Genomic DNA, 21,404 nt, shown 5'->3' on the forward strand with positions numbered 1-21,404 from the left:
AAAATACGTATTAATTCAAGATAATTATTTTTTTGGTAAGATTTAGATAAAGAAATCGGCTTATCAACGAACTATTTACTTGGGTGAATTGGCACTTTGATATTGCCTTTAATTATTTCATTACGTGCTTGACGTGAATATTGCCAAGCTTTTGCACTGATTTGTCCGCGTTTAATCGAAACGCCATTAGTTTTCAAACCGTAAACTAATTGCTGACCGCCTGGGAATTTACCTTCATAAGCACGGTTAGAAATATCTCGGGTAGCAACATTGACACCGGTAATCACAGAAGTCAAAACGAAGTTATCTTTTTTACCATCTTTAGTTTTATAGTTGCCTAAATGCGATTGATCAGAGTCAACACCAATAGCCCAGACTTTTTTAGCACCTGTTCTAGTTTGATTAATAGATTTAGCTTCTTGGAAAAGACCATTGCCTGCTAAACCAGAAGCATGAAAGATAATATCAGCTTTTTTAGCATACATTGACTGAGCAATGGCTTTTTCTTTGTCTGCACTCTTAAAATCACCCACATACTGATTTAGCAGTGTAATTTTTTTATGCAACTTTTTGGCTTGGTCATTAACACCTTTAGTAAAGCCGGCATCAAATAAATCAATAATATTGCCATGAGCACCACCAATGAAACCAATGACGTTGGTCTTTGTTTCAGTTGCTGCTACAACACCCGCTAAGTAAGAAGCTTGCTCACTCTTGAAATTGGCGGAGGCCACATTCTTCTGCCCCTTAATTACTTCGTCAACAATAACGTAGTTCTTTTTAGGATTCTTTTTAGCAGCTGCTTTGACAGCGTCTTTTAAGCTATAGCCAATACCAAAAATTGTTTGGTAGCCAGCTTTGCTTGCCTGATCAAAATTGGGTTCAAAATCTGCCGCACTGCCAGATTGAAAATACTGGTAGCCATTACGTCCACGACTAAGATTGTGATCTTTGCCGTATTCTTTAAATCCTTGCCAAGCAGACTGATTGAAAGAATTATCATTAACACCAGCAGTATCAGTAATTAGTGCAATAGAGTGCTTGGCACTGCTGCTCGAATTACTACTGCCTCCCTGCTTTTTACCTGAGCATGCTGTAAGCGCTAATCCTGCAGCAACTGCCACCGCACCAATGGAAAAGATTTTTCTAAATTTTGACTTCATTTTATGACCTCCTAATTTTTACAGTAATTAACATACCACATCTGGTAGTATTGTCAAAAATTCACTACAAGATAAAGTATTGATTTGATAGCATTCCTATTTTTTCATGAAAGCGAAACTAAGCTTAACTCATAATGTTTTGTATACCACAAATAAAAAAGTTGAAATTTTCGTATAGAACCGTTAAGGCTAAAAGGTCCTCGGCCAGTTTTTGTGCTAAAAATTGAAAGCAACTATTATTCATAAAAAAACGTATAATAAAATAAATAGAAGAGCTAATTTGTTATGGAAAAAATAAAATGAAGCTATATAAAGAATTTTTCGAATCAGAATTAGGAACATTAACGCTTTTAAGTGACGAAAACTATTTATTAGGATTATGGTTTAACGGTCAAAAATATTTTGGTGCCGGCTATGATTTGAGTATTGCCGAAGTTTTTGCAACTAGACCTATTAAACAAACTCTAAAATGGCTAACGAACTATTTTGCTGGCCAAACTCCTGATCCACGTACCATCCCTGTGAAACCTGTCGTGTCGGCTTTTAGACAAAAAGTACTCAAAGAACTACAAAAAATACCTTATGGCAAACTAGTCACTTATAAAGAATTATCTAATCGCGTGCAAAAAGGTCAAAATAAGATAAATTTGGCACGCGCTGTTGGCAATGCAGTCAAACATAATCCTATTAGTTTAATTATTCCCTGCCACCGTGTAGTTGGTAGTGATGGGGCTTTAACCGGTTATGCAGGTGGCCTTGATCGTAAAAAAGCTCTACTAAAAATGGAAAATCCCCAAATCAAATTTTCCAGTCAACTAGACTTGCTATAATTTTAAGGTTTGCGTTCTTAAAAAGAGCAAAATAAAAGCCGCATAAGGCTATATGCAGCTTAAACATTCCATTCAGCCATAAATTCTTTAACATAATCACGCATAAATTCGGTTCTTTTTTGCGCTTCTTTTTTACCCTCGACAGTATTCATTAAATCAGCCAAATGAAACAGTTTTTCATAAAAATGGTTAATTGTTGTTTCTGTATGTTCACGATATTGATCATGACTTACCAGTTTTTGTGGTTTGATTCTGGGGTCGTATATCACATTGTCATGAGCTCCGCCATATGTAAACGCACGGGCGATGCCAATTGCACCCAAGCTTTCAATGCGATCAGCATCTTGCACATACTCTCCTGATACTGGCAACTGATAATGATGCTCTATATTAGCGGAAAAAGACATATGTTGCATAGTGAATAAAATATCTTTGACTTCTAGGGAAGTAAAACCCACTTTAGGAAGCAGTTCTTTAATGTGGGCAAGAACTTGATCAGGGTCAGCACAGATTTTTTCATCAATAGTATCGTGTAAATATCCCGCAGTTTGAATAATAGCAACCATGCGACTATCTTCATGTGCATCAGGATTATCCTGTAAATACATTTTGCTGGCCAGGTGAGCAACTCGTTGTCCATGATAAAAATCATGCCCGGTTTTTTCGTCTTGCAGCTGCTTTTTAACAAAATCGGTTACTTTAGTTAAATCCAAGTTAATTTCCTTTCTAATTTGTAAAATGTTTTTTATAAAATAAGCAGTTTCGATAAAGGCTTGGCTTTTATTTACGCAATTTAAGCCTTATAAGCACTAAAATGCTTAATTATTCTTAATTTTGATTAATACGACAACAATTATTACTAGCTTGATAACCCTTTATATTATAAAAACAGACTATTAACTTTAGTAATTTATACTACTAGTTTAATAGTCTAGCTCTTTTTATTAATTTGACCAAATTTATTTCATAACGAGCTAACAATAATGTTAAATTATTCCTCTTTTAACTCGTATTAAATATTTAGTTTTTTATGAGCGGGCTTAAATTTATGACTCTTAGTAATTGTACCAATGTGATCATAAGTCACTGTTGCCCGTTTAAATTGACTCAAATCTTTAGTTTTAATATAACTAACAATCAGTTCACCATTTGCGGCATAGTTATAAAGGGGATAATAGTTTTCATAAGTATTTGTGCCATCAACTCTGAATTTAATCGCTGTACGCCCAATCCAAAAGCCTTTGTGTTTTCCTTTGGCTTGACCATCTTGCTTCAAGGAAACAGTAAATGTGGCATCTTCCTTATTACTATAAATAATATTTTCTTTAGTTAATGTCTTACCATATTGATGATCAGTTTCACTATAGCCATTATACGCATTAGCTAAAGATCCATTGTAATCGTGAACCACAGCATGTCCTTTTTTAAAGCGGTATCCGTAAGGTATTTGGCAATATGCTGCTGGAATTATATATTTCGTTTTACCATCTTTTTCTTTAATATTGCTAATGAAATAACGAGTACCATTAATTGTTCCCGCACCGATAAAAATATCCCAATCATCAACTCCAGGATCGGATCTAGTTTCCAATAGTTTATGTGATGTTAAATGGCGATACGCTTGAACATTATCTCCAGGAACAAAACTGGCATACCATTTCCGTTTTTTTATGTAATGGGCACCAGGCTTTTTAGAAAGCTTCTGCAGCTTGTTATAATCCTTTGTCGTGGCAACTGGCAGAGATTTTGCCGAAATAGATTGAGTGCTTACGCCTAATGAAGCAGAACCGATAGTTAACATCGCACCTGCAATCAACATTTTCTTGAATAACTTAATCTTCCTCATAGCAAATAAACTTCCTCACTTTAAGATATATGTCAATAATTTTTTCTGTTATGAATTTCACGTCTTATACTATTAGTTATATAATTAGTCAGTAATTTAGGCAATATCAAATGAAAAAAATACAGCTTTTTTAACACAAAATTATGGACATAAAGTGGTTTATAAATGTTATCATAGCAACTTAAAAGCTGTTTCATACTTTTGCATTATACAAAAAGCCAAAGCGTATTTGAAATATCGTATAAAAATTAAAGCCACTTCCCAGATTTGAACTGAGGACCTCCTCCTTACCACGGCGGTGCTCTACCTCCTGAGCTAAAGTGGCAAATCAATAATCAATAAAAAAGTACTCACTCTCATGGAGCGAATACTTCAAATAATACTATATCTATTCGTTGTCTGCAATAAATCTTACAGCGGTCCCATAAGCAACTACAGACTGCATATCACCGCTAATTGAACTAGAATCAAAACGCATCATTACAATTGCATCTGCACCTTTATCCCCTGCAGCTTGACGCAATCTTGCCAAAGCTTGATTGCGAGAATCTTCCAGCATCTTGGTGTAACTGCGAATTTCACCACCAACTACGGATTTTAATCCTGCGCCAAAATTTTTAACAAAATTTTTGGACTGAGTCGTTAAACCAAACACTTCACCAATAATTTCATATTTTCTACCAGGTATATTTTCGGTAGTAGTTACTAACATTTCTCTGTCAGCCATTTTTACTCTCCTATCTGAGCATTCAGATAAATATTTCACTAACATAATAGTATGAAATTACAGAATTTTTTTGTCAAATAAGAGTTACTATTTTGGCAGCAATTTCAGGTGGCATTAAATTAATTTGAGTTAAATCAGCACTTGCCACCCATTCTGGCTGATAAACGTTAGACTTACTTGAGCGTTCCTTTTCTTCACCACTGATTGCTGGTGCAGCTATAAAGGGCATTTTAGCAAAGAAAAAATGTTCATTTTCTTGACTTTTGTATTCTAATAGATGGGTCAAGTCAGCTGGCTTTAGCTGAATATTTAACTCTTCCTCGATTTCTCTTAATGCAGTTTCAACTGGAGTTTCATTTCCTTCAGCTCCACCACCTGGAATTACCCAGTAGTCCCGACCATTTTTTAATCTATGAATTAATAACATCGCATCATTTTCAGAATTATAAAGTATTACACGTGCGCGCATATCAAACACTCCTTCAGAAAAAATAATGTTTTCTTATATACCCTTTTGTCAACTAAAAAATCTGTTGCACCGAGCGCAACAGATTTTTTCTTAACTAGTCTTTAACTGTTACCAAAGTATATTTTCTTTTACCTTTGCGAATAATGACATACTTGCCGTCAAAAGCCTTAGCAGGATCGACCTCAAAGTCTACTGACTGCTCACGGTCACCGTTCACATAAATTGCTCCGTTAACAACATCTTCTCGTGCCTGGCGCTTAGAGGGTTCAATTTTGGTATCAACCAAGAAGTCCACAATATTTTGGCTCTGAGACGATGCCTCAGCTGCTGGTGCACTCTTTAGCCCTTGCTCAATTTGCTTGACCGACAAATTTTTAATATCTCCGGAAAACAAAGCATCTGTAATCATTTCTGCTTCTTTTAAGCCTGCTTCTCCGTGAACAAATTTTGTTACTTCTCTAGCGAGCGTCTTTTGCGCTGTCCGCTTCCACGGTTCAACTTTTACTTGCTCCGCCAGATCATCAATTTCTTCATGACTAAGGAAAGTAAAGTACTTCAAGTACTTAACAACGTCACGATCATCCTGATTGATCCAGAATTGGTAAAATTCATAAGGACTGGTCTTTTCAGGATCAAGCCAAACGGCTCCACCAGCAGATTTACCAAACTTGGTACCGTCAGCTTTCAACATTAATGGAATAGTCAAACCAAAGGCCTGTCTGTCTGATCCCATTAATTTATGGATCAAATCAATTCCTGCTGTGATATTGCCCCATTGATCGCTACCACCAATTTGCATTTGAACACCATAATTTTTATTTAACTGGTAGAAATCAATGGCCTGTAAAATCTGGTAAGAAAACTCGGTAAATGAAATACCATTTTCCAGGCGATTGGCAACTACGTCTTTATTGATCATATTATTAACTTGGAAGTGCTTGCCGTATTCACGCAAGAATTCAATTAAACTTAATTTATCAAGCCACTCTGCGTTGTTAACAATTTGAAAGTTATCAGTGCCAAACAATTTTTCCATTTGCTTAGTCAGAGCAAGTTCATTTTCGTGTAATTTTTCTGCACTAAGGAGCACTCTCTCTGACTTACGTCCAGAGGGGTCACCAATTGTTCCTGTGCCGCCACCTATAACGATCACAGGGTGATATCCAGCCAGCTGAAACCTTTTCAAAATCATGAAGGGAATAAGATGACCGATATGCAGTGAATCACCAGTGGGATCAGTGCCGCAATAAAGGGCTAAGTCATCGTGGTCTTGTAAATATTTGGTTAGTCCTACTTCATCAGTCTGCTGGTTAATCGCTCCACGCCATTTTAAGTCTGCTAAAATATCAAAGTTTGCCATCTTTTTTCCTCCAATAAAAAATCCCTAGATTCTTAAACGAATCTAGGGACGACTAAATACTTTTTTCAGCCGTGGTACCACCCACGTTCGCACTTCAATGACAAGTGCCTTAATTACGGTCTTTATGGGAACCACCCAACTCGTATTTCGCTACACTTGACCTGTCTAGCTCACACTAACCGCTAGTTCTCTGAACGCTGAATCAAGGTGCTACTTAAATTTGTTATAAATGATAATACTCATTTTTTCTTAATAAGTCAATACAATTTGTTACTTATAAAAGCCTTTAATCTTTAAACCATAAGCTTTACCAGCTGTCATGTCATATTGAATAGCCTCATAATCGGCTAAAACTTGCTGCTGCTTCTTAGTCAAGTATTTCGGTTCTATTACTTGTCCTTGCCTTCCAATTAATTCAAAGCCTTTATCACCTTTGAAGTTAATTGTTATTGCCGGTAACTTCTTATGAACTTCAGTTAACAGAGCCTGGTAAGGAGTAACTTTCGAATCTGTCTGTTCCAGCATCATTGCAATAAAGTCACTTGAACTGACGAAATTATTAGCCTTGCGTGGCAGTCTCTTTTTAGCGCCATGTTGCCGTGCATACTTATTCGAATAGATAAAGTAGCGCGTCGAGTGCATCTGTACTGGATATTTGGCAGTATAACTCTGAGAAAGAATGCTTGGGTAGTGATCACCATAAAAGACCAAAGTAATTGGCTTTTTAATCTTATCTATCTGTTCAATGAATTGTTTCACAGCTTTATCAGTATATTGCGTTCCCTTGACATAAGTGGCCATTTGATCGCGAACCGCTGGAGACTTAAATAATTCTCCCGAAATCTTGCCCATGTATTCATTATTTGGATACCAATTATTATATGGCATGTGATTTTGGATTGAAATCAGGTTAATAAATTGTCCACCGTTACGCGAGTTGATTTCTTTTAGACCATTAGCATAGGTAGTAAAGTCAGAGTTATAACCACTCTTGCCCAATTTCTTTTGATCAATAATCTTATATTTCGAACCCACAAAGATAAATTTGTCAAATTTGAATCTATGATAGTCTTCCTGTCTGGAGTAATACGTTCCAATAAACGGGTGGACCGCAGATTTATAATCAAAATTCATTCCTATTGTTGGATAGAAATCATAATTAGGTACCACTTGAACATAAGGAGTCAATGTAGACTTAAACATTCCCATGTTTAATCCGGTTAAAGTCTCCCATTCCATATTGGCAGTACCACCACCATAACCAGCACTTAGCATGTTGCCGTAAGTAGAACGCGACTTCATTGATTGAATAAATTTAACTGGGTTTGGAACATCACGGTCAAGCCTAAATGTAGGGAAAGTACTTGGATCAACAAAACTTTCACTCAAATTAAAGACAATAGTTTGATCTTTAAGAGTATTCTTCCGCTTCTTATTTATTTTAGCAGCAACTTTTTCATATTTATTGTTTAACTGCTTGATACTTGTTTCTGAATATCCCTCAGGCTGATCCATAATTTGCAGATCAATATAATTCAAGAAATTAAGTACAGGACCGTTAACTTGGATATCTCGTTCTGGATTACGGAACCTTTGTTTATTATCGAAACCGCGATTGATATGATAGATCACTCCACCATCATGATTAAAACGCAATGGTGTGACAAATAATAATAAGCTTAAAAGTGCCCAAATACCACGTCTCTTCCATGATCCCCGCTTTTTAACAGGGAATTTTAACTCTAAGAAAATATCAAGGGCAATAACTACAATCAGTGCAACTAAAATTACAATAACAGTAGTCTTACCGATCATTGGAATTAAGGTTTTCCAATTGACAATTTCACTGATTTCAGTTGGATAAATTGGTTCACCACGAAGTAAGAGCTTAATCTTATTGGCTACAGCCCAACCGATCGCGATTATACTGACTAAAATGTTCGAAGTCCAATAGCGTGTAGTTACAAAGTAAAAGACAGAAAATAACGCATCCAAAAAGATGGTAGTCAAAATCATGGCAAAGAATTTAGTGCCCAGAAGATAAACTATCGCATTAATTGTAGAAGCAGTACTAATTTGAATTCGTAAATTATCAGATTCAATTAGGAAAGAACCAAAACTTAGAATATAAAACCAGACCCAAGTAAGCAGATTAACCCTGTTAGTAATTACAAACTTAGTAAAGACTGCCCATACTTTTTCGCATACCTTAGCTAAATTAGGTTCGTTATCTAAATAATTAATTATTTTCGCAAACGGATTGATTTGGAATAAATAGCGATCGAGCAACTGATACCAAACAATCACAATTAGCAACATAACAACAAGCATTATCAACTTGTTAATCATTGAGGAGCCAGTAAAATGGAATGCTCTCATAAATCTTGGTGAAATGGGCGCATCCATAATCATAATTACTGGAATAAAGAAACGCATCTGTTCTTTATTAAAAGTCATAATAACTTTTTTGAATAATAAGAAAACAGCTACTACCAGTAAAAACATGAACGGAGATGAAGGATTGTTTAAGAACTCCCTGTTCCAGTCACCACCCCCGTTGCCGGAAATAATTTGTGACCAGTAAACAGCATCGAACCCCGAAACACCGATTATCACAATGAAGAAAGAAAGAAAACCGCTAATTAAAGATAGGGTTAGCAATTTTTTGCCAATGTGGACATTAGCTAAAAACATGCCCCAGGCAAAAAATAAAACCAAGTAAAGGCCATATAGCGAATATTGAAATGACAGGTTGCCGGCACTTAAAGCAAAACCCAGTAGAGTTAATAAACTCAACACCAGGAGATTTTGCTTAACTGTCAATTTATGCAAAAAGTCATACAAATGTGGCTGAATCAACAAACAGAAAATCAAACCAGAAAACAAAACAGATGTACTGGTAATGATCGGAAACAGCATGCCCCATACACGCCACATGTTAAAGCGGGCAGGAACTATAAAGAAAAATAAAATGTAATAGACAATTAAAGTCACGCTGGCTAACAACCAGTATTTAAAACTTTCGCTAACACTTTGTTTTTTCTTACTATAAACAGCACCAAATATCATGGGAATAAGCATTAAAGTCGCATTATGCAACATATTTGGCATAAAACGGACAAATGAAAAGTGTGCTCTGGCAGCAATTCCCTTCAAGTTGAACATTTGGACCAGCATGAACAGAGTTGCTACCAGTAGACAAATTATCTGGATGGCTTTTAAAGATTTTTTATTTTTATTCATATTTCTAGTTATTTTCCTCACTAAAAATGATGCTATTAATTATCGCGCTTAATACCCAATTTTTTCTTAATTGAATATAAAACATCAACCTTTTTTCCTTTTCTGGCAAAAAAATCACGAAGATCATATCTAAATTTATAGACCATAACCAACGTCATAATCAATAAAACGATTCCAGCTTCCTGAGTTGTCAAAAATTGATATAAACTGAACAATATTATAAAAATTATTGGTGGAACCGTCAAATTTTGTAATATTATTAACAGGAAAAAAGCAACTAACAATGTCGCTGCAGCTACTGGTGTATCATATAACGCTGCTACTATCACAGCGACCGTTACGCCTTTGCCACCTTGGAAATGTTCCCAAAAAGGAAAGCAATGACCCAGCATTAAGCCCAATCCTGCATATAGCAAAGCAATATTGTTTGGGAAAAGGCAATGTACGATTGAAAGACAAATAATAGTTTTCAGTATATCACCAATACAAGTTAATATACCCCATTTTTTTCCAAACACGGCTCCGACATTTGCAGTTCCCGGATTACCTGATCCCACCTTTGTAGGATCTTGATGCAAGGCAAAACGACAAATCAACACAGCAGTGAGCAGACAGCCAAACCCATATCCAATAATAATTGACCACAAACGCATGCTCAATAGTCACCTTCTTCCTGGTAACTTTGATCTTGATAATCCTCATATATATGGTATTCTTGACTATCAGGATTTTTAAATTTGAAGCCATCAGCTTTATTACGCTTATTCTGATATGTTTCATTATTATTTATAGGCGTCTCAGACAAACCAAGTTCTGTTCGCAGATAATCGGAGACCCGTTGCAATTCTTTAGTAGATTGTACCTGATAAGAAGAGCCGTCTATTGTAGCATTGTGACCATGAAGATAATCATTTTTTACGTTTTTAGTAGAGTCACGATAATTAAAGGCGATCTGACGCAATGCATCAAAGGGCAAATTAGTTTTAAGATTTCCCGAAACTGACGATAATACTGAGTCAATGCGCGTTAAAGTATTAATTGAAACGGATTTTTTTATGATAGTAGTAATCACTTGGCGTTGACGCTTTTGACGACCATAATCGCCTTCTGGATCATCATAACGCATGCGTGAATAGGCCAGAGCCCCACCACCGCTCATATGAGTAAGCTGATTTTTCTTAAAAATATAACCACCATACTCAAAGCTCATGGTTGGCCTGATATTAATACCACCAACATAACGGATGAGACGCATAATACCCTTCATATTTACCAAAACATAATACTTAATTGGAACATTAACTAACTTGGACACGCTTGCCATCGACATGGCAGCCCCACCAATGGGATAAGCTGCATTTATTTTTTCAACTTGAAATTGGTCAGCGCCGACCATTTGAGCCATAGTGTCTCGTGGAACTGACATTAAGGTGTAGCGCTTCTTTTGGGGATTAACAACAGCAATAATAATGGTATCAGTATTGCCTATCTTGTCTTTACGGTCGAGTGCTCCAGTATCGCTGCCCATTAACAACACTGCAAATTTTTTCTTACCGTTAAATTCACCATTTTTAATCTGCACGCTGTTTTTAGCGTCGTATGCGTTATCTACCGTATCTTTTGTGCGAAAATAAATATATGCTGAATACACGCAGACCGCCAAAGCCAAAAGCACTATAAAACATGATAACCACGCTAAAATACGCCTTTTTTTATGGTAATCTTTTGCATGTAATTCAACCCGACTTTTATCTGGATGATTATCGTTGTGATCCATAACTTTTACTTACCCAAATTTTAATTACAATGAGTACATTATAGCAAAAAAAACAAGCCATTGCCGGTTTGTCTATTTTATCTTATTAAAATCATTAATTTATTTAATTCAAGGCTAGGGTTAGTCTGAGATCTTCGTCACTATCACTAGCCAGTGCAGCTGCATTATAAGCAGCACTAATCTGATCGCTCTCAGCCGTCAACGTAAAATTAGGCGAAGCTATAGTTAAATTAGTTTTATCTTTACTTAATACTACTTCGTTAGCATTAGAATTCACTTTCCAACCCGAAAAAACTGGTATCACGAATTTCACTGAAAACGGCATATCTTTATGAGAATTATTTTTCAGATAAAACTTAATATTAATTTCATTTCCCTCCAAAGCATAAGTTAGAATTGCTTCAAAATGAAACGGGAACTTTTTATAACTCGAATTGTCGTCAATTAAAGCTAAACTAACTCGTGAATCTCCCTTGTCTACAACTGTCCAGGGCAGGATATCTGCTAGATTGTCCTCTAGTTCAGCTCCTCTAAAAATAACTTCTAATGCTTTTTGCGCGTCAATATCTTTAAAATAATCAATTTGTCTATTCAGGGCAATCAAGTTAGCTAACCTGGCACCCTTTTCAGAAACAGTCACACGCAAAACAGAACTTTCAATTGTTTGCATAATTTACTCCCAAACTTTTTCTCTTTCAAAAATAGCACTCAAATACTGTTATTGTCAATTTGATCAAAATACAAAATTATTTGCAATTTCAGTTAAATTATTGAAAAATTATACTTAAATATCCAAAAAATGATATAACAATACGCTTTTTGGATAGCATTTTAATTTAAAGCTTATTTTAAAGCATTTTTAGCAAAAGAAGCCAAATTTATTAGCAAAATTTACTTAGATATATTATAATTAACTTGTTCCCGAGAATTATAATAAAGTTTTTGGAACAAGTTAATAAAAAGGGCATCCCAAGAAATTGGGGTGCTTTTTTTATATATTATATTTCGTAATTAATACGATCACGTGAAGCTTCGGTTAGGTCAGCAGAAACTGGTGCAACAAATGAGCCATCATCTGGTAATTCAATATCACTAACCTTGCTGGCCTTGGGCAATACTGCTTTATTATAAAGACGACTGGCAAGGGTGTCAGCAGCCATTTTCATTGACTCGCGCAAACCCTGTCCTTCAGTTATTCCACCTTTAACATCAGGGAAACTAATTACATAAATATCATTTTCCAGTGGCTTAAAAACAGCTGGATACGTCACAACTTTATGGTTCATCCTAGACCTCCTCGTTTTGCTCTTTCCTTCTACCATAATATACCCAAATTGCCAAAAAGAAGAAAAAATTATTAAAAAATTATTTTTTAAAATAAAAAAGAGTTGAATTTTATAATTTTTGCTATAACTACAAAATCTAAAACAACTTTGAGAGTTACATCAGTTTCAACGCTTTTTATTATTTTATTATTTATTATTTTTAAATAGTCTCCATCCACTCAGTATAACCGTAATCAAACAGATTACCATTGAAATAATAAAAACAACATGCATGCCATAAATAAAAATCTCGGGTTGTTTAGGCAAGTAAGCGGTAACTCTTGCTCCTTTTGCTTTGCTCATCGCAGCAAACAATACCGTAGTAGCACTTGATATACCAATGACCATTCCTAGATTACGAGAAAGTGAATTAATACTGCCTGCAATGCCTAAATCTTTTTGTTCGACTGAGCTCATAACTAAAGAATTATTTGGGGAACTGAATATGCCACTGCCTAACCCCATAATTGCGATACTAATTATGAATAACCACATGGATGAATCCAAATTGCATAACGTATAACCAATCTGACTGATTAGCAATAACACAAGACCAATAAAAGTAATCAACTTAGGACCGATTTTATCAGATATAGAACCAGCAACCGGGGCAGCAAAAAGTTGAACTACTGGTAGTATCATTAAAATTAAACCGGTTTTCCCTGGTGACAAGTGACGAGCATTTTCCAAATAAAAGGGAGTGACCACATTAAAGAAAAAGTTAGTTATAAAAATTAATAATGCACAAAGCAGACTAACTGAAAAATCTGGATTTTTGAATAATTTAAATTGCAATAATGGATTTGTCACATGATTTTCAACATAGATAAACCAGATAAAACTGGCTAGACCTACTAGCAACATTAATAAAACCGGTAAAGAACTAAAGCCAAGCTGCTGACCTAAAAAGATACCGCCAAATAATGTAATCATACCTAAAGCAAAGCTGAAAGAGCCGGCTTTATCTAGAGCAGATTTAGTGAAAGTAATGTCCTTAGGCAAGAATATAGCCCCAATTATTGCAGCTATCAGGCCAACAGGAACATTTAGCCAAAAAATATAAGACCATGATAGGTGACTTAAAATTAAGCCGCCAAGTCCGGGGCCTGCAATAGAACCCAAAGCAACAAAAGAGCCAATTGTACCCAATGCCTTTCCTCTTTCAGTAGCAGGAAAAATTTCAGTAATAATCCCATTATTGGTAGCCATGGTCATAGCTGCACCAAAAGCCTGTACTGCTCTTGCCACTAATAAAAATATTAAATTAATTCTAATTCCAGATAAAAGCGACCCTGCAATAAAGAATATAGCTCCTAAACGAAAAACCTTGATTTTGCCGTAAATGTCACTTAATTTGCCAAAAAACAAAATAAAGCTGCAGACTACAATTAAATAAAGTGAAACCACCCATTCTGATTGACTCATCGGGATGTGTAAATCTTTAGTGATCACCGGCAAAGCAATATTAACAATTGTACCGTCTAAAGTTGACATAAATGTAAATAGACCCACAGCAACTAATATCCACCAGCGATTTTTTTGTACCTTTTGATTAGATTGATAGCTTAATGTTTGTGCCATTTTAATATACTCTCCGTTTCAAAATTTAGTTAGGTACCTTAATAGATTGAATTATACACCTTTTTTTCTATCTGCCAAATATAAAGGCGACCACTTATTACGTAGTCGCCTTTCCTGCTTTGCAGGTGAATATTTAAGTAATCTAAATTGATAAAAGTAGTTTACGGACCTCTTGCGGGCTATGGGCACTAAGTAAATGCTTGACATTATCTGGATTTCGAACTATATCAACTAATTGTTCTAAAGCCCTTTCATGTTCTCTTTTTTGCCCGGGTGACAAAATAAACATACATGCAACAGTGGCTTTTTGCTTTCTGACATGAATACTAATTGGCTTATCCAATAAAATTAACGATAGCCCTACTTTTTTATTACTATTGCTTGGTGCTGCATGAGCCAAGAAAATGTCGTTAGAAATAAGCATATATGGTCCATACTGCTTAATCAACTTAACAATCTTTCCAAAATAATCATTATCTACTATGTTACTTTTTTCCAGTAATTGACAGCCCATTTTCAAAACTTCCTGCCAATTTAAAGTATTATTATGAACAAATTTAATTCTATCAGCAGTTAATAAATTACCCAGAGTTGGTAAGCCAAGTTGATTGTTTTCATTAACTGTCGGTGAAATAAACTTATCGAGACTTAACCGCAAACCGTTAACGTCTTTCACATCTGCATATTCGTTAATAATTGATAAAAGATTGCTTACTGTACTTTTATTATGTTCAATTTTCTGCGGAACTTTTTGACGGAAAAAATTTTCGATAACACTTTCATCATGTTTAGTTAACACTGCTTTAACTTTGATAACCGGAATTGGATAAAACTTTTTCGGCAATATAGCGGTACTAATAATTAATTTTGCTTGATATTCATGCTTAAAAATCAGTGGTAAATCTCGAATTTCCAGTGGGAGTGAAAATTTAATTAAAGGATACATTTTATTGAGTTCATGATAAAGCATTGCTGATGTGCCAATTCCACTTGTGCAAACAACTAGAACTTCAGCCAGTGAAGCCCTTTTTATTTTATCCTTGTTTGACATATCTTGGTATCCTTTAGTATTAACTGATCCAAAATAAAGACATATTAATGCTACTTCTTCACTAGGTAATTTTTTTTGTAAATATTGCTCTAAAGGCGCACAGGCAATTGCAGTAAACTTGACTAGTTCTGGGTATTGACGCTTAATTTCATTAACTTCATTAGAAGAAAATGGTATGTCAAATTTGACTCTAAAAAATGTAGCATATAAATGGTTACATAAAACTTTTGTAAACAATTTGTAAGAAATTTTTTGTTCTGTTAATTGTTCATAGCGAAAAATTATTTCCTGAGCTATTTGATCTAAGTCCTGATATAAAGAATCATTTACACAGTCGACTTCAGTGGCTTGCGAGCACAAAACTATTTTACTTAAAAAAACCACTTCACCTTCAGTGATTTTTTTACTTGTAAGAAGATAGAGCAGATACTTGCAATTAACTAAAACATTAGTTGTATTGTTAGCTATCCAATTGTAATCAGCTGTAGTTTCAACATAACGATCATTTTTAATCCTTGAATAAATAAATACTAAAAGATAAGCCAGTTGCTGAACAGAATTTTCAGAAAAATTCATTTGAAGATTTTGCTGAAGATCCTCGACTAGCTCTCTGGATTTAGCTACCGGAAATTTCAAGTGTTCTAAATACTTATAAACCAATTTATTATGTCGCATCAATAATTCATAAATAGTGATGCGAATAGCTGACTCACTACAATTTATTTTATGTCCTAAGTGTGAGCTAACAATTTCTAGTCTTGGGAAACATTTGTTAACTACTTTAAAGTCCTTAATAATTGTATTACGAGAACAATTGAATTTTTGTGCCAGTTTGTTAATTGAAAGATATTTATTCTGATCTATTAGCAATAAAACAATTACAGTCCGACGATCTAAAGCATCCAAAGGTACTTCCAATTCATGAGTTGACGTTAATTTACCTAAACTAGAACCAGCTATTATACTTTTTTTGGCCTTATCGGTTATTTTATATCCGTATCGAGGTACGTTAATTACTTCGTCAAGTTGATTCTGCTTTAGCGTATTATTGATAGTTTTTAACCAATTAAAAGCTGTTCGCCTGGAGATCTTAAACGTTTCCAGAATCTCTTTTAAACTCACAAAATCTGGCGCTTGAAGTAAGTATTTAAAAAGCCTGCTAGCCGGAGTCATGGCATAATTACTTGTTGCCATGTTAATCACCCTTTAAATTTAGTAACATAGCAATTTACATCAAAAAAGCTAAAGTCCTAATTTATCAACTACTTCATCAATAACATTATCAATTCCTATATTAGTTAGAAGTGGCAAACCATTAATAACTGGGATTTTAACAGCGTCATTATCATATTGAGTAGTAGTAATAACTAAATCATATTCAGGAGCTAAAGACTCAATCTGTGCAACTGATGATTGTCCTAAAGAATATTCATCAGTTGAAATTCCACGATTATTTAATTCTTCCTGTAATTTATTCATAGCGGTAGTACTGGTAACAACACCTGCACCACAAGCAACTAAAATTTTCTTCATTATTTTTCTCCTTGCTTAAACAATTATTTTTCTTTAGCACTTGCTGCCATCTGATTTTCTTCAGCAATAATCTTTTTTCTGTTCCACCAGCAAAGTCCTACGATCAGAATAATGCCAATTACATATGCTGCAATCTTATAAGGGGCAACTTGAACGATCAGCCACGGATATGGGTTGGAACCATAATCAATACTTGAAATCAAAGACGAACCTTTCGGAATAGCAAAATGAGCAGCGCGAGCACATTTGGTAATAAGTGGTGCCAAATTAGTACCAATCCACAAACCGATGACGACGTTAATAGCACCAATAATAAATGATCGGAAAAAGTCACCGTGAGTAACTGAAACTATTAATGGGAACATAAAAACAAAACCTACTAAGCCAATAGTTGGCAGGAATTGATTTCCAGGTAAAATAAACGCAAACAATAGAGCAACAGGAATCATTAGCGTAGCACAAGCCAAAACTACTGGACTACCGATACCGACAGCTGTATCCATTCCAATATAGATTTTTCTTTTACCTGAAAATTTCTTTTGGGTAAATGCTTGGATAGCGTTTGAAACTGGTACAACTCCTTGTAATAATAAAGCTGCCATTTTTGGTGTAATAATCATCACGGCAGAAAGAGTAACGCCCATTAACATGATTTTACCCAGTTTAGTGGCGACAGTCATCCCCGGAATGAAGCCATATGCCAAAATTCCAATAATAATACCAATCGCAAAGCCTAAAAGCGTTGGCTCACCCCAAGAACCGAACCTTTTGTTAAAGTCTTTGGCATCCATATGTATTTTATTGACGCCAGGGATTTTATCAATGATCCAGTTGAAAACAATTGCCACCGGCACAAATGAACCAGCGTAACCGTGAGGAATAGAAATTCCTGGTAATCCTAGATATTTTTCAGAAAGTGGTGCGGTTCTGTCAGCAGTAACCATGATTACGATCATGTTCACACTTGCTAAAAACAAGCTGAGTACAATATCTTTGGTTAAAGCGTAAACTAAAGATCCACTAAATGCGAAATGCCAAAAGTCCCAAATATCAACGTCAATAGTTGATGTGGTTTTTGTAACCAGCATCAAAACGTTTATTGCTATTCCCAAAGGAATCATACTGACTCCAACTGCAGTACCATATGCAATAGCTGAAGCTGAAGGCCAGCCAACATCAATTACCTGCAAATTTAAGTGCATTACCTGAATCATGTTTTTAATTGCAGGATTCATAACATCAGTCAAGATTGAAACTGTCGCATTCAAACCGATAAAGCCAATTCCAACCATTAGGCCACCACGCAATGCTTTGGTAAATGGTACTCGTACACACAAACCAAAGATTAACATAATAATTGGTATTAAGACTGTTGGTCCTAAGCCAACTATATACATAATGAAATCAATAACTGGTTTCATAAATAACTCCCCCTCTTTATTTTTAAATATGCTTAGAAATAATTTGATAAAGTTCCTGACTATCATTAAGCTTTTGTAAGTCACTTAAAAGCTTTTGATTTTGAAATAATGTCATTAATTTTTGCAACATCTTAACCTGACTATGCGGGTCTTTTAAAGCAAGCATCACAACAATCTGAACATCCAAAATTTTCTTAGTTTCAGCCATATTGTGAAATGGTACTGGATGATCCAAAGTAGCAAAAGCTATTGCTGCTTCATTAACGTATTGCACATCTGTATGAGGAATTGCCACAGCAATTTTGCCACTGGGCAAACCTGTCGGGTGAATTCTTTCCCTTTGCATAACTGCATTTTCAAAAGTATTTTTAACCTTACCGTTAACTTGCAGCTTATTTGCCAGAAAATGAAGTACTTCATCAGCTGTATTTACTTTGACATGTGCAAAAACTAATTCTGGAAGCAAAAGTTCCATTTATTCACCTCCTTTATTGGGTAATTTTTAATTATGAGAAAAAGATTTCGCACTCGTCTGACCGTAGTAAGCATTAGTTCCATGTTTCCTGTAATAATGTTTATCAAGTAGGTATTGTGGCAATTCACAATTTTTTCTTGTTAGTTGCAAAGTGTGATAATCTTCTTCTGCAACAACTTCTAAAACTTTGGCATTATATACTGCCTTGTCTGGCGTTGTTCCCCAGCAGAACGGCCCATGCTGACTGACCAAAGCTGCAGGGGTTGCTTCATAATCTAAATGGCGTTCTTCAAACGTGCGCACGATTGTCTTACCTGTGTTTCCCTCGTAGTCTGCTGTAATTTCTTCTTTGTTCAGTGCATCAGCTGCTGGAATATCAGTGTAAAAAGTGTCGGCATGGGTAGTATTGAGTGCCGGAATATCCATTTTAGCTGCCGCAAAAGCTACTGCCCACGGCGAATGAGTATGAACAATGCCGCCAATTTTAGAAAAGTGGTTGTATAAATATGTATGAGTTGGAGTGTCACTTGATGGATTCAGCTTACCTTCAACTACTTTACCAGCTAAATTGACTACTACCATATCCTTAGGTACTAATTTGTCATATTCAACTCCTGATGGCTTAATAACAAATAATCCTTGCTCACGGTCAATACCAGAAACATTGCCCCAAGTAAAAGTAACCAAACCTAATTGGGGTAACTGCATGTTGGCTTCATATACTTCTTTTTTTAATTTGTCTAGCATTATTTAGCCTCTTTCTAGGTGTAATCGTTCTCAACCAATATTCAAGCACGACAAAAGAATAAGCAAAAGTCAAGGTGATCCATTATTTCTGGTGCAATTAGTTAACTAGAGATTTGGGCAGTAAAAAAGCACATCGATTAGGATGTGCCTATTTACTTTTGTATTTCCTATAATAAAGATTTACAAAATCTCGCCTTAATTGCGTCTTGCTCTGATTTAAAATAAACTGCATTTGCAACATTTTGTCGATAACTCGTCTGCAAAGAAAGATGAAAAACTTTAGAGTTTTGATTACTAATAATTTTTTATAACCAATATGCGCACAGAAGCCCAGCTTTCGTAAACGATACCTTGAGCATCTTTGTTTATTTTTGAGGCGCTTAACTGCCGCAACTTCACTTCTTCTTTTTGGTAAACTAAGCGATTTGTATTAAAATTAAACTATTATAAGCGCGAAAGAAGAATGAAACATGTGGATTGATAATTTTTTATTTTTAAGAATTAATACTAATAACTTTTATGTACAGAAAGGGAATTAAATGATTGATAATACTCCACGAAAAACAAAAGCATTTATTGCTGGCGCCAATTTAAATGATTCCAATTTTGACTACTATATGAGTGAACTGGCCAACCTGACAGAAGCAGCAAACATGGAGGTTGTAGGACAAGCTCGACAAAATGAGGAGCATATAATTGCCGGCACTTATTTTGGTTTGGGAAAAATTAATGAAATTAAGGATATGGCACACGGCTTAAAGGCAAAAGTTCTGATACTTAACGATGAGTTAACGCCGGTTCAAATCCGAAATTTAGAGAAATTAACTAAATTACGAGTAATTGACCGCACCGAATTAATTTTAGAAATTTTTTCAAAAAGAGCACGCACTAAACAAGCAAAATTGCAGGTGCAACTGGCACGCCTGCAATATGAATTACCACGATTGCACCCGTCAGAAAACACCTTGGACCAACAACGTGGTAATGGCGGCTCAACTGGCGGTGGCTTCGCCAACCGTGGTGCTGGTGAATCCAAGCTGGAATTGAACCGGCGCACCATTGGTAAACAAATTTCTATTATCAAAAGAGAATTACAAGCAATTGATAAGCAGGAACAAATCAAAGCCAAAAGGCGTAATCAAAACCATATTCCCAAAGTAACGCTTGTTGGTTATACCAATGCTGGCAAATCAACCACGATGAATGGATTGTTAAAAGAATTTTCCAAACATAGTAATAAACAAGTTTTTGTGAAAAATATGTTATTTGCTACTTTAGACACAAATGTGCGCAGAATTGACTTAGAGAATAATTTTAGTTTTATTCTTTCCGACACAGTTGGGTTTATTTCCAAATTACCCCATAATTTGATTGAGTCTTTTAAAGCAACTTTGCAAGAAGTTAAAGATGCTGACTTATTGATAAATGTTGTTGATGCCACTGATCCCAACATGATTCAGATGATTCGCACCACACAAAATGTGCTCAATGAAATTGGTGTCAAAAACACTCCAATAATAACTGCCTATAACAAGGCTGACAAGTCGGAACGCAATTATCCCCAAATTGAAGGCAGCGGCATTTTATATTCTGCAGTTGACACTAAATCTATTGAAACCCTTGCTGATTTAATAACAAAACGAATTTTTACCAATTATAAAAAAATCAATTTGTTATTGCCTTTATCCGCAGGGAAGATTTTATCCTATTTACATGAAAATGCCCAAGTATTAAAAGAAAGTTATCAAAATGATGGCGTTCATATTGCCGTGCGACTATCACCCAGAGAACAAGCACAATTTGCCGGTTATATAGTCTAGAAGAAAAACAGCATTAAAAATAGCATGAATAAAAAG

20 protein-coding genes and 1 tRNA gene are annotated in these 21,404 nt (G+C 35.3%); 2 read left to right on the forward strand and 19 right to left on the reverse strand.

Annotated features, from left to right (window positions below):
* Nucleotides 1–71 precede the first annotated feature (71 nt).
* Nucleotides 72–1,163 carry a BMP family lipoprotein gene (locus LDM92_RS04105; RefSeq protein ID WP_223902138.1) on the reverse strand — a complete coding sequence of 364 codons (1,092 nt, stop codon included), beginning with the start codon at nt 1,161–1,163 and terminating at the stop codon, nt 72–74.
* A 299-nt stretch (nt 1,164–1,462) separates the two neighbouring features.
* Between LDM92_RS04105 and LDM92_RS04110 the strand changes: the two genes are divergently transcribed.
* Nucleotides 1,463–1,993 (forward strand): methylated-DNA--[protein]-cysteine S-methyltransferase, encoded by a 531-nt coding sequence (locus tag LDM92_RS04110; protein WP_223902139.1) that lies wholly within the window; start codon nt 1,463–1,465, stop codon nt 1,991–1,993.
* Between the two features lie 59 nt (nt 1,994–2,052).
* On the opposite strand, the gene LDM92_RS04115 is transcribed toward LDM92_RS04110, so the two are convergent.
* The 18 genes from LDM92_RS04115 to LDM92_RS09935 form a co-directional block, all read right to left on the reverse strand.
* Nucleotides 2,053–2,706: an HD domain-containing protein gene (locus LDM92_RS04115; RefSeq protein WP_223902140.1), complete on the reverse strand. Its 654-nt coding sequence runs from the start codon at nt 2,704–2,706 to the stop codon at nt 2,053–2,055.
* 299 nt (nt 2,707–3,005) lie between these two features.
* Nucleotides 3,006–3,839, reverse strand: a complete 834-nt coding sequence (locus LDM92_RS04120; protein WP_223902141.1) for a hypothetical protein — start codon at nt 3,837–3,839, stop codon at nt 3,006–3,008.
* Between the two features lie 252 nt (nt 3,840–4,091).
* Nucleotides 4,092–4,164 (reverse strand) — tRNA-Thr (locus LDM92_RS04125).
* A 63-nt stretch (nt 4,165–4,227) separates the two neighbouring features.
* A complete protein-coding gene (locus tag LDM92_RS04130; protein ID WP_373868643.1) occupies nt 4,228–4,551 on the reverse strand; it encodes a heavy metal-binding domain-containing protein in 324 nt (107 codons plus the stop codon).
* 88 nt (nt 4,552–4,639) lie between these two features.
* Nucleotides 4,640–5,035, reverse strand: a complete 396-nt coding sequence (locus LDM92_RS04135; protein WP_223902143.1) for an NUDIX hydrolase — start codon at nt 5,033–5,035, stop codon at nt 4,640–4,642.
* Nucleotides 5,036–5,129: 94 nt separating this feature from the next.
* On the reverse strand, nt 5,130–6,395 hold the full coding sequence (tyrS, locus tag LDM92_RS04140; RefSeq protein ID WP_223902144.1) for a tyrosine--tRNA ligase: 1,266 nt from the start codon (nt 6,393–6,395) through the stop codon (nt 5,130–5,132).
* Between the two features lie 270 nt (nt 6,396–6,665).
* On the reverse strand, nt 6,666–9,638 hold the full coding sequence (locus LDM92_RS04145; RefSeq protein WP_223902145.1) for an LTA synthase family protein: 2,973 nt from the start codon (nt 9,636–9,638) through the stop codon (nt 6,666–6,668).
* 35 nt (nt 9,639–9,673) lie between these two features.
* A complete protein-coding gene (locus LDM92_RS04150; protein ID WP_223902146.1) occupies nt 9,674–10,291 on the reverse strand; it encodes a glycerol-3-phosphate acyltransferase in 618 nt (205 codons plus the stop codon).
* A gap of 2 nt (nt 10,292–10,293) precedes the next feature.
* On the reverse strand, nt 10,294–11,415 hold the full coding sequence (locus tag LDM92_RS04155) for an LCP family glycopolymer transferase (protein WP_223902147.1): 1,122 nt from the start codon (nt 11,413–11,415) through the stop codon (nt 10,294–10,296).
* 103 nt (nt 11,416–11,518) lie between these two features.
* On the reverse strand, nt 11,519–12,085 hold the full coding sequence (locus LDM92_RS04160; RefSeq protein ID WP_223902148.1) for an aldose epimerase family protein: 567 nt from the start codon (nt 12,083–12,085) through the stop codon (nt 11,519–11,521).
* A 328-nt stretch (nt 12,086–12,413) separates the two neighbouring features.
* Entirely contained in the window at nt 12,414–12,701 is a 288-nt protein-coding gene (locus LDM92_RS04165; protein ID WP_223902149.1) for a type II toxin-antitoxin system HicB family antitoxin, read from the reverse strand.
* Between the two features lie 186 nt (nt 12,702–12,887).
* Nucleotides 12,888–14,321 (reverse strand): MFS transporter, encoded by a 1,434-nt coding sequence (locus tag LDM92_RS04170; RefSeq protein ID WP_223902150.1) that lies wholly within the window; start codon nt 14,319–14,321, stop codon nt 12,888–12,890.
* Between the two features lie 142 nt (nt 14,322–14,463).
* Nucleotides 14,464–16,566 (reverse strand): BglG family transcription antiterminator, encoded by a 2,103-nt coding sequence (locus LDM92_RS04175; protein WP_223902151.1) that lies wholly within the window; start codon nt 16,564–16,566, stop codon nt 14,464–14,466.
* Between the two features lie 48 nt (nt 16,567–16,614).
* Entirely contained in the window at nt 16,615–16,905 is a 291-nt protein-coding gene (locus LDM92_RS04180; RefSeq protein WP_223902152.1) for a PTS sugar transporter subunit IIB, read from the reverse strand.
* A 23-nt stretch (nt 16,906–16,928) separates the two neighbouring features.
* Nucleotides 16,929–18,326 carry a PTS galactitol transporter subunit IIC gene (locus tag LDM92_RS04185; RefSeq protein ID WP_223902153.1) on the reverse strand — a complete coding sequence of 466 codons (1,398 nt, stop codon included), beginning with the start codon at nt 18,324–18,326 and terminating at the stop codon, nt 16,929–16,931.
* Between the two features lie 22 nt (nt 18,327–18,348).
* Nucleotides 18,349–18,801, reverse strand: coding sequence for a PTS sugar transporter subunit IIA (locus LDM92_RS04190; RefSeq protein ID WP_223902154.1), 453 nt, complete (start codon nt 18,799–18,801; stop codon nt 18,349–18,351).
* Nucleotides 18,802–18,828: 27 nt separating this feature from the next.
* Entirely contained in the window at nt 18,829–19,548 is a 720-nt protein-coding gene (locus LDM92_RS04195; RefSeq protein ID WP_223902155.1) for an L-ribulose-5-phosphate 4-epimerase, read from the reverse strand.
* Between the two features lie 167 nt (nt 19,549–19,715).
* Nucleotides 19,716–19,850, reverse strand: a complete 135-nt coding sequence (locus LDM92_RS09935; protein ID WP_444979780.1) for a sunset domain-containing protein — start codon at nt 19,848–19,850, stop codon at nt 19,716–19,718.
* Nucleotides 19,851–20,087: 237 nt separating this feature from the next.
* Here LDM92_RS09935 and hflX point away from each other — a divergent pair, with 237 nt between their 5' ends.
* Nucleotides 20,088–21,368, forward strand: a complete 1,281-nt coding sequence (gene hflX, locus LDM92_RS04200; protein ID WP_223902156.1) for a GTPase HflX — start codon at nt 20,088–20,090, stop codon at nt 21,366–21,368.
* Nucleotides 21,369–21,404: the final 36 nt, after the last annotated feature.

The sequence above is a fragment of the Lactobacillus laiwuensis genome, assembly GCF_019972835.1.
GTDB lineage: Bacteria > Bacillota > Bacilli > Lactobacillales > Lactobacillaceae > Lactobacillus > Lactobacillus laiwuensis.

Coding starts and splice junctions, on each gene's coding strand:
- LDM92_RS04150 (WP_223902146.1), bottom strand. CDS start 10,291: ATGCGTTTGTGGTCAATTATTATTGGATATGGGTTTGGCTGTCTGCTC.
- LDM92_RS04120 (WP_223902141.1), bottom strand. CDS start 3,839: ATGAGGAAGATTAAGTTATTCAAGAAAATGTTGATTGCAGGTGCGATG.
- LDM92_RS04175 (WP_223902151.1), bottom strand. CDS start 16,566: ATGGCAACAAGTAATTATGCCATGACTCCGGCTAGCAGGCTTTTTAAA.
- LDM92_RS04170 (WP_223902150.1), bottom strand. CDS start 14,321: ATGGCACAAACATTAAGCTATCAATCTAATCAAAAGGTACAAAAAAAT.
- LDM92_RS04135 (WP_223902143.1), bottom strand. CDS start 5,035: ATGCGCGCACGTGTAATACTTTATAATTCTGAAAATGATGCGATGTTA.
- LDM92_RS04190 (WP_223902154.1), bottom strand. CDS start 18,801: ATGGAACTTTTGCTTCCAGAATTAGTTTTTGCACATGTCAAAGTAAAT.
- LDM92_RS04105 (WP_223902138.1), bottom strand. CDS start 1,163: ATGAAGTCAAAATTTAGAAAAATCTTTTCCATTGGTGCGGTGGCAGTT.
- LDM92_RS04195 (WP_223902155.1), bottom strand. CDS start 19,548: ATGCTAGACAAATTAAAAAAAGAAGTATATGAAGCCAACATGCAGTTA.
- LDM92_RS04155 (WP_223902147.1), bottom strand. CDS start 11,415: ATGGATCACAACGATAATCATCCAGATAAAAGTCGGGTTGAATTACAT.
- LDM92_RS04180 (WP_223902152.1), bottom strand. CDS start 16,905: ATGAAGAAAATTTTAGTTGCTTGTGGTGCAGGTGTTGTTACCAGTACT.
- LDM92_RS04145 (WP_223902145.1), bottom strand. CDS start 9,638: ATGAATAAAAATAAAAAATCTTTAAAAGCCATCCAGATAATTTGTCTA.
- LDM92_RS04110 (WP_223902139.1), top strand. CDS start 1,463: ATGAAGCTATATAAAGAATTTTTCGAATCAGAATTAGGAACATTAACG.
- tyrS (WP_223902144.1), bottom strand. CDS start 6,395: ATGGCAAACTTTGATATTTTAGCAGACTTAAAATGGCGTGGAGCGATT.
- LDM92_RS04160 (WP_223902148.1), bottom strand. CDS start 12,085: ATGCAAACAATTGAAAGTTCTGTTTTGCGTGTGACTGTTTCTGAAAAG.
- LDM92_RS04165 (WP_223902149.1), bottom strand. CDS start 12,701: ATGAACCATAAAGTTGTGACGTATCCAGCTGTTTTTAAGCCACTGGAA.
- LDM92_RS04130 (WP_373868643.1), bottom strand. CDS start 4,551: ATGTTAGTAACTACTACCGAAAATATACCTGGTAGAAAATATGAAATT.
- hflX (WP_223902156.1), top strand. CDS start 20,088: ATGATTGATAATACTCCACGAAAAACAAAAGCATTTATTGCTGGCGCC.
- LDM92_RS04185 (WP_223902153.1), bottom strand. CDS start 18,326: ATGAAACCAGTTATTGATTTCATTATGTATATAGTTGGCTTAGGACCA.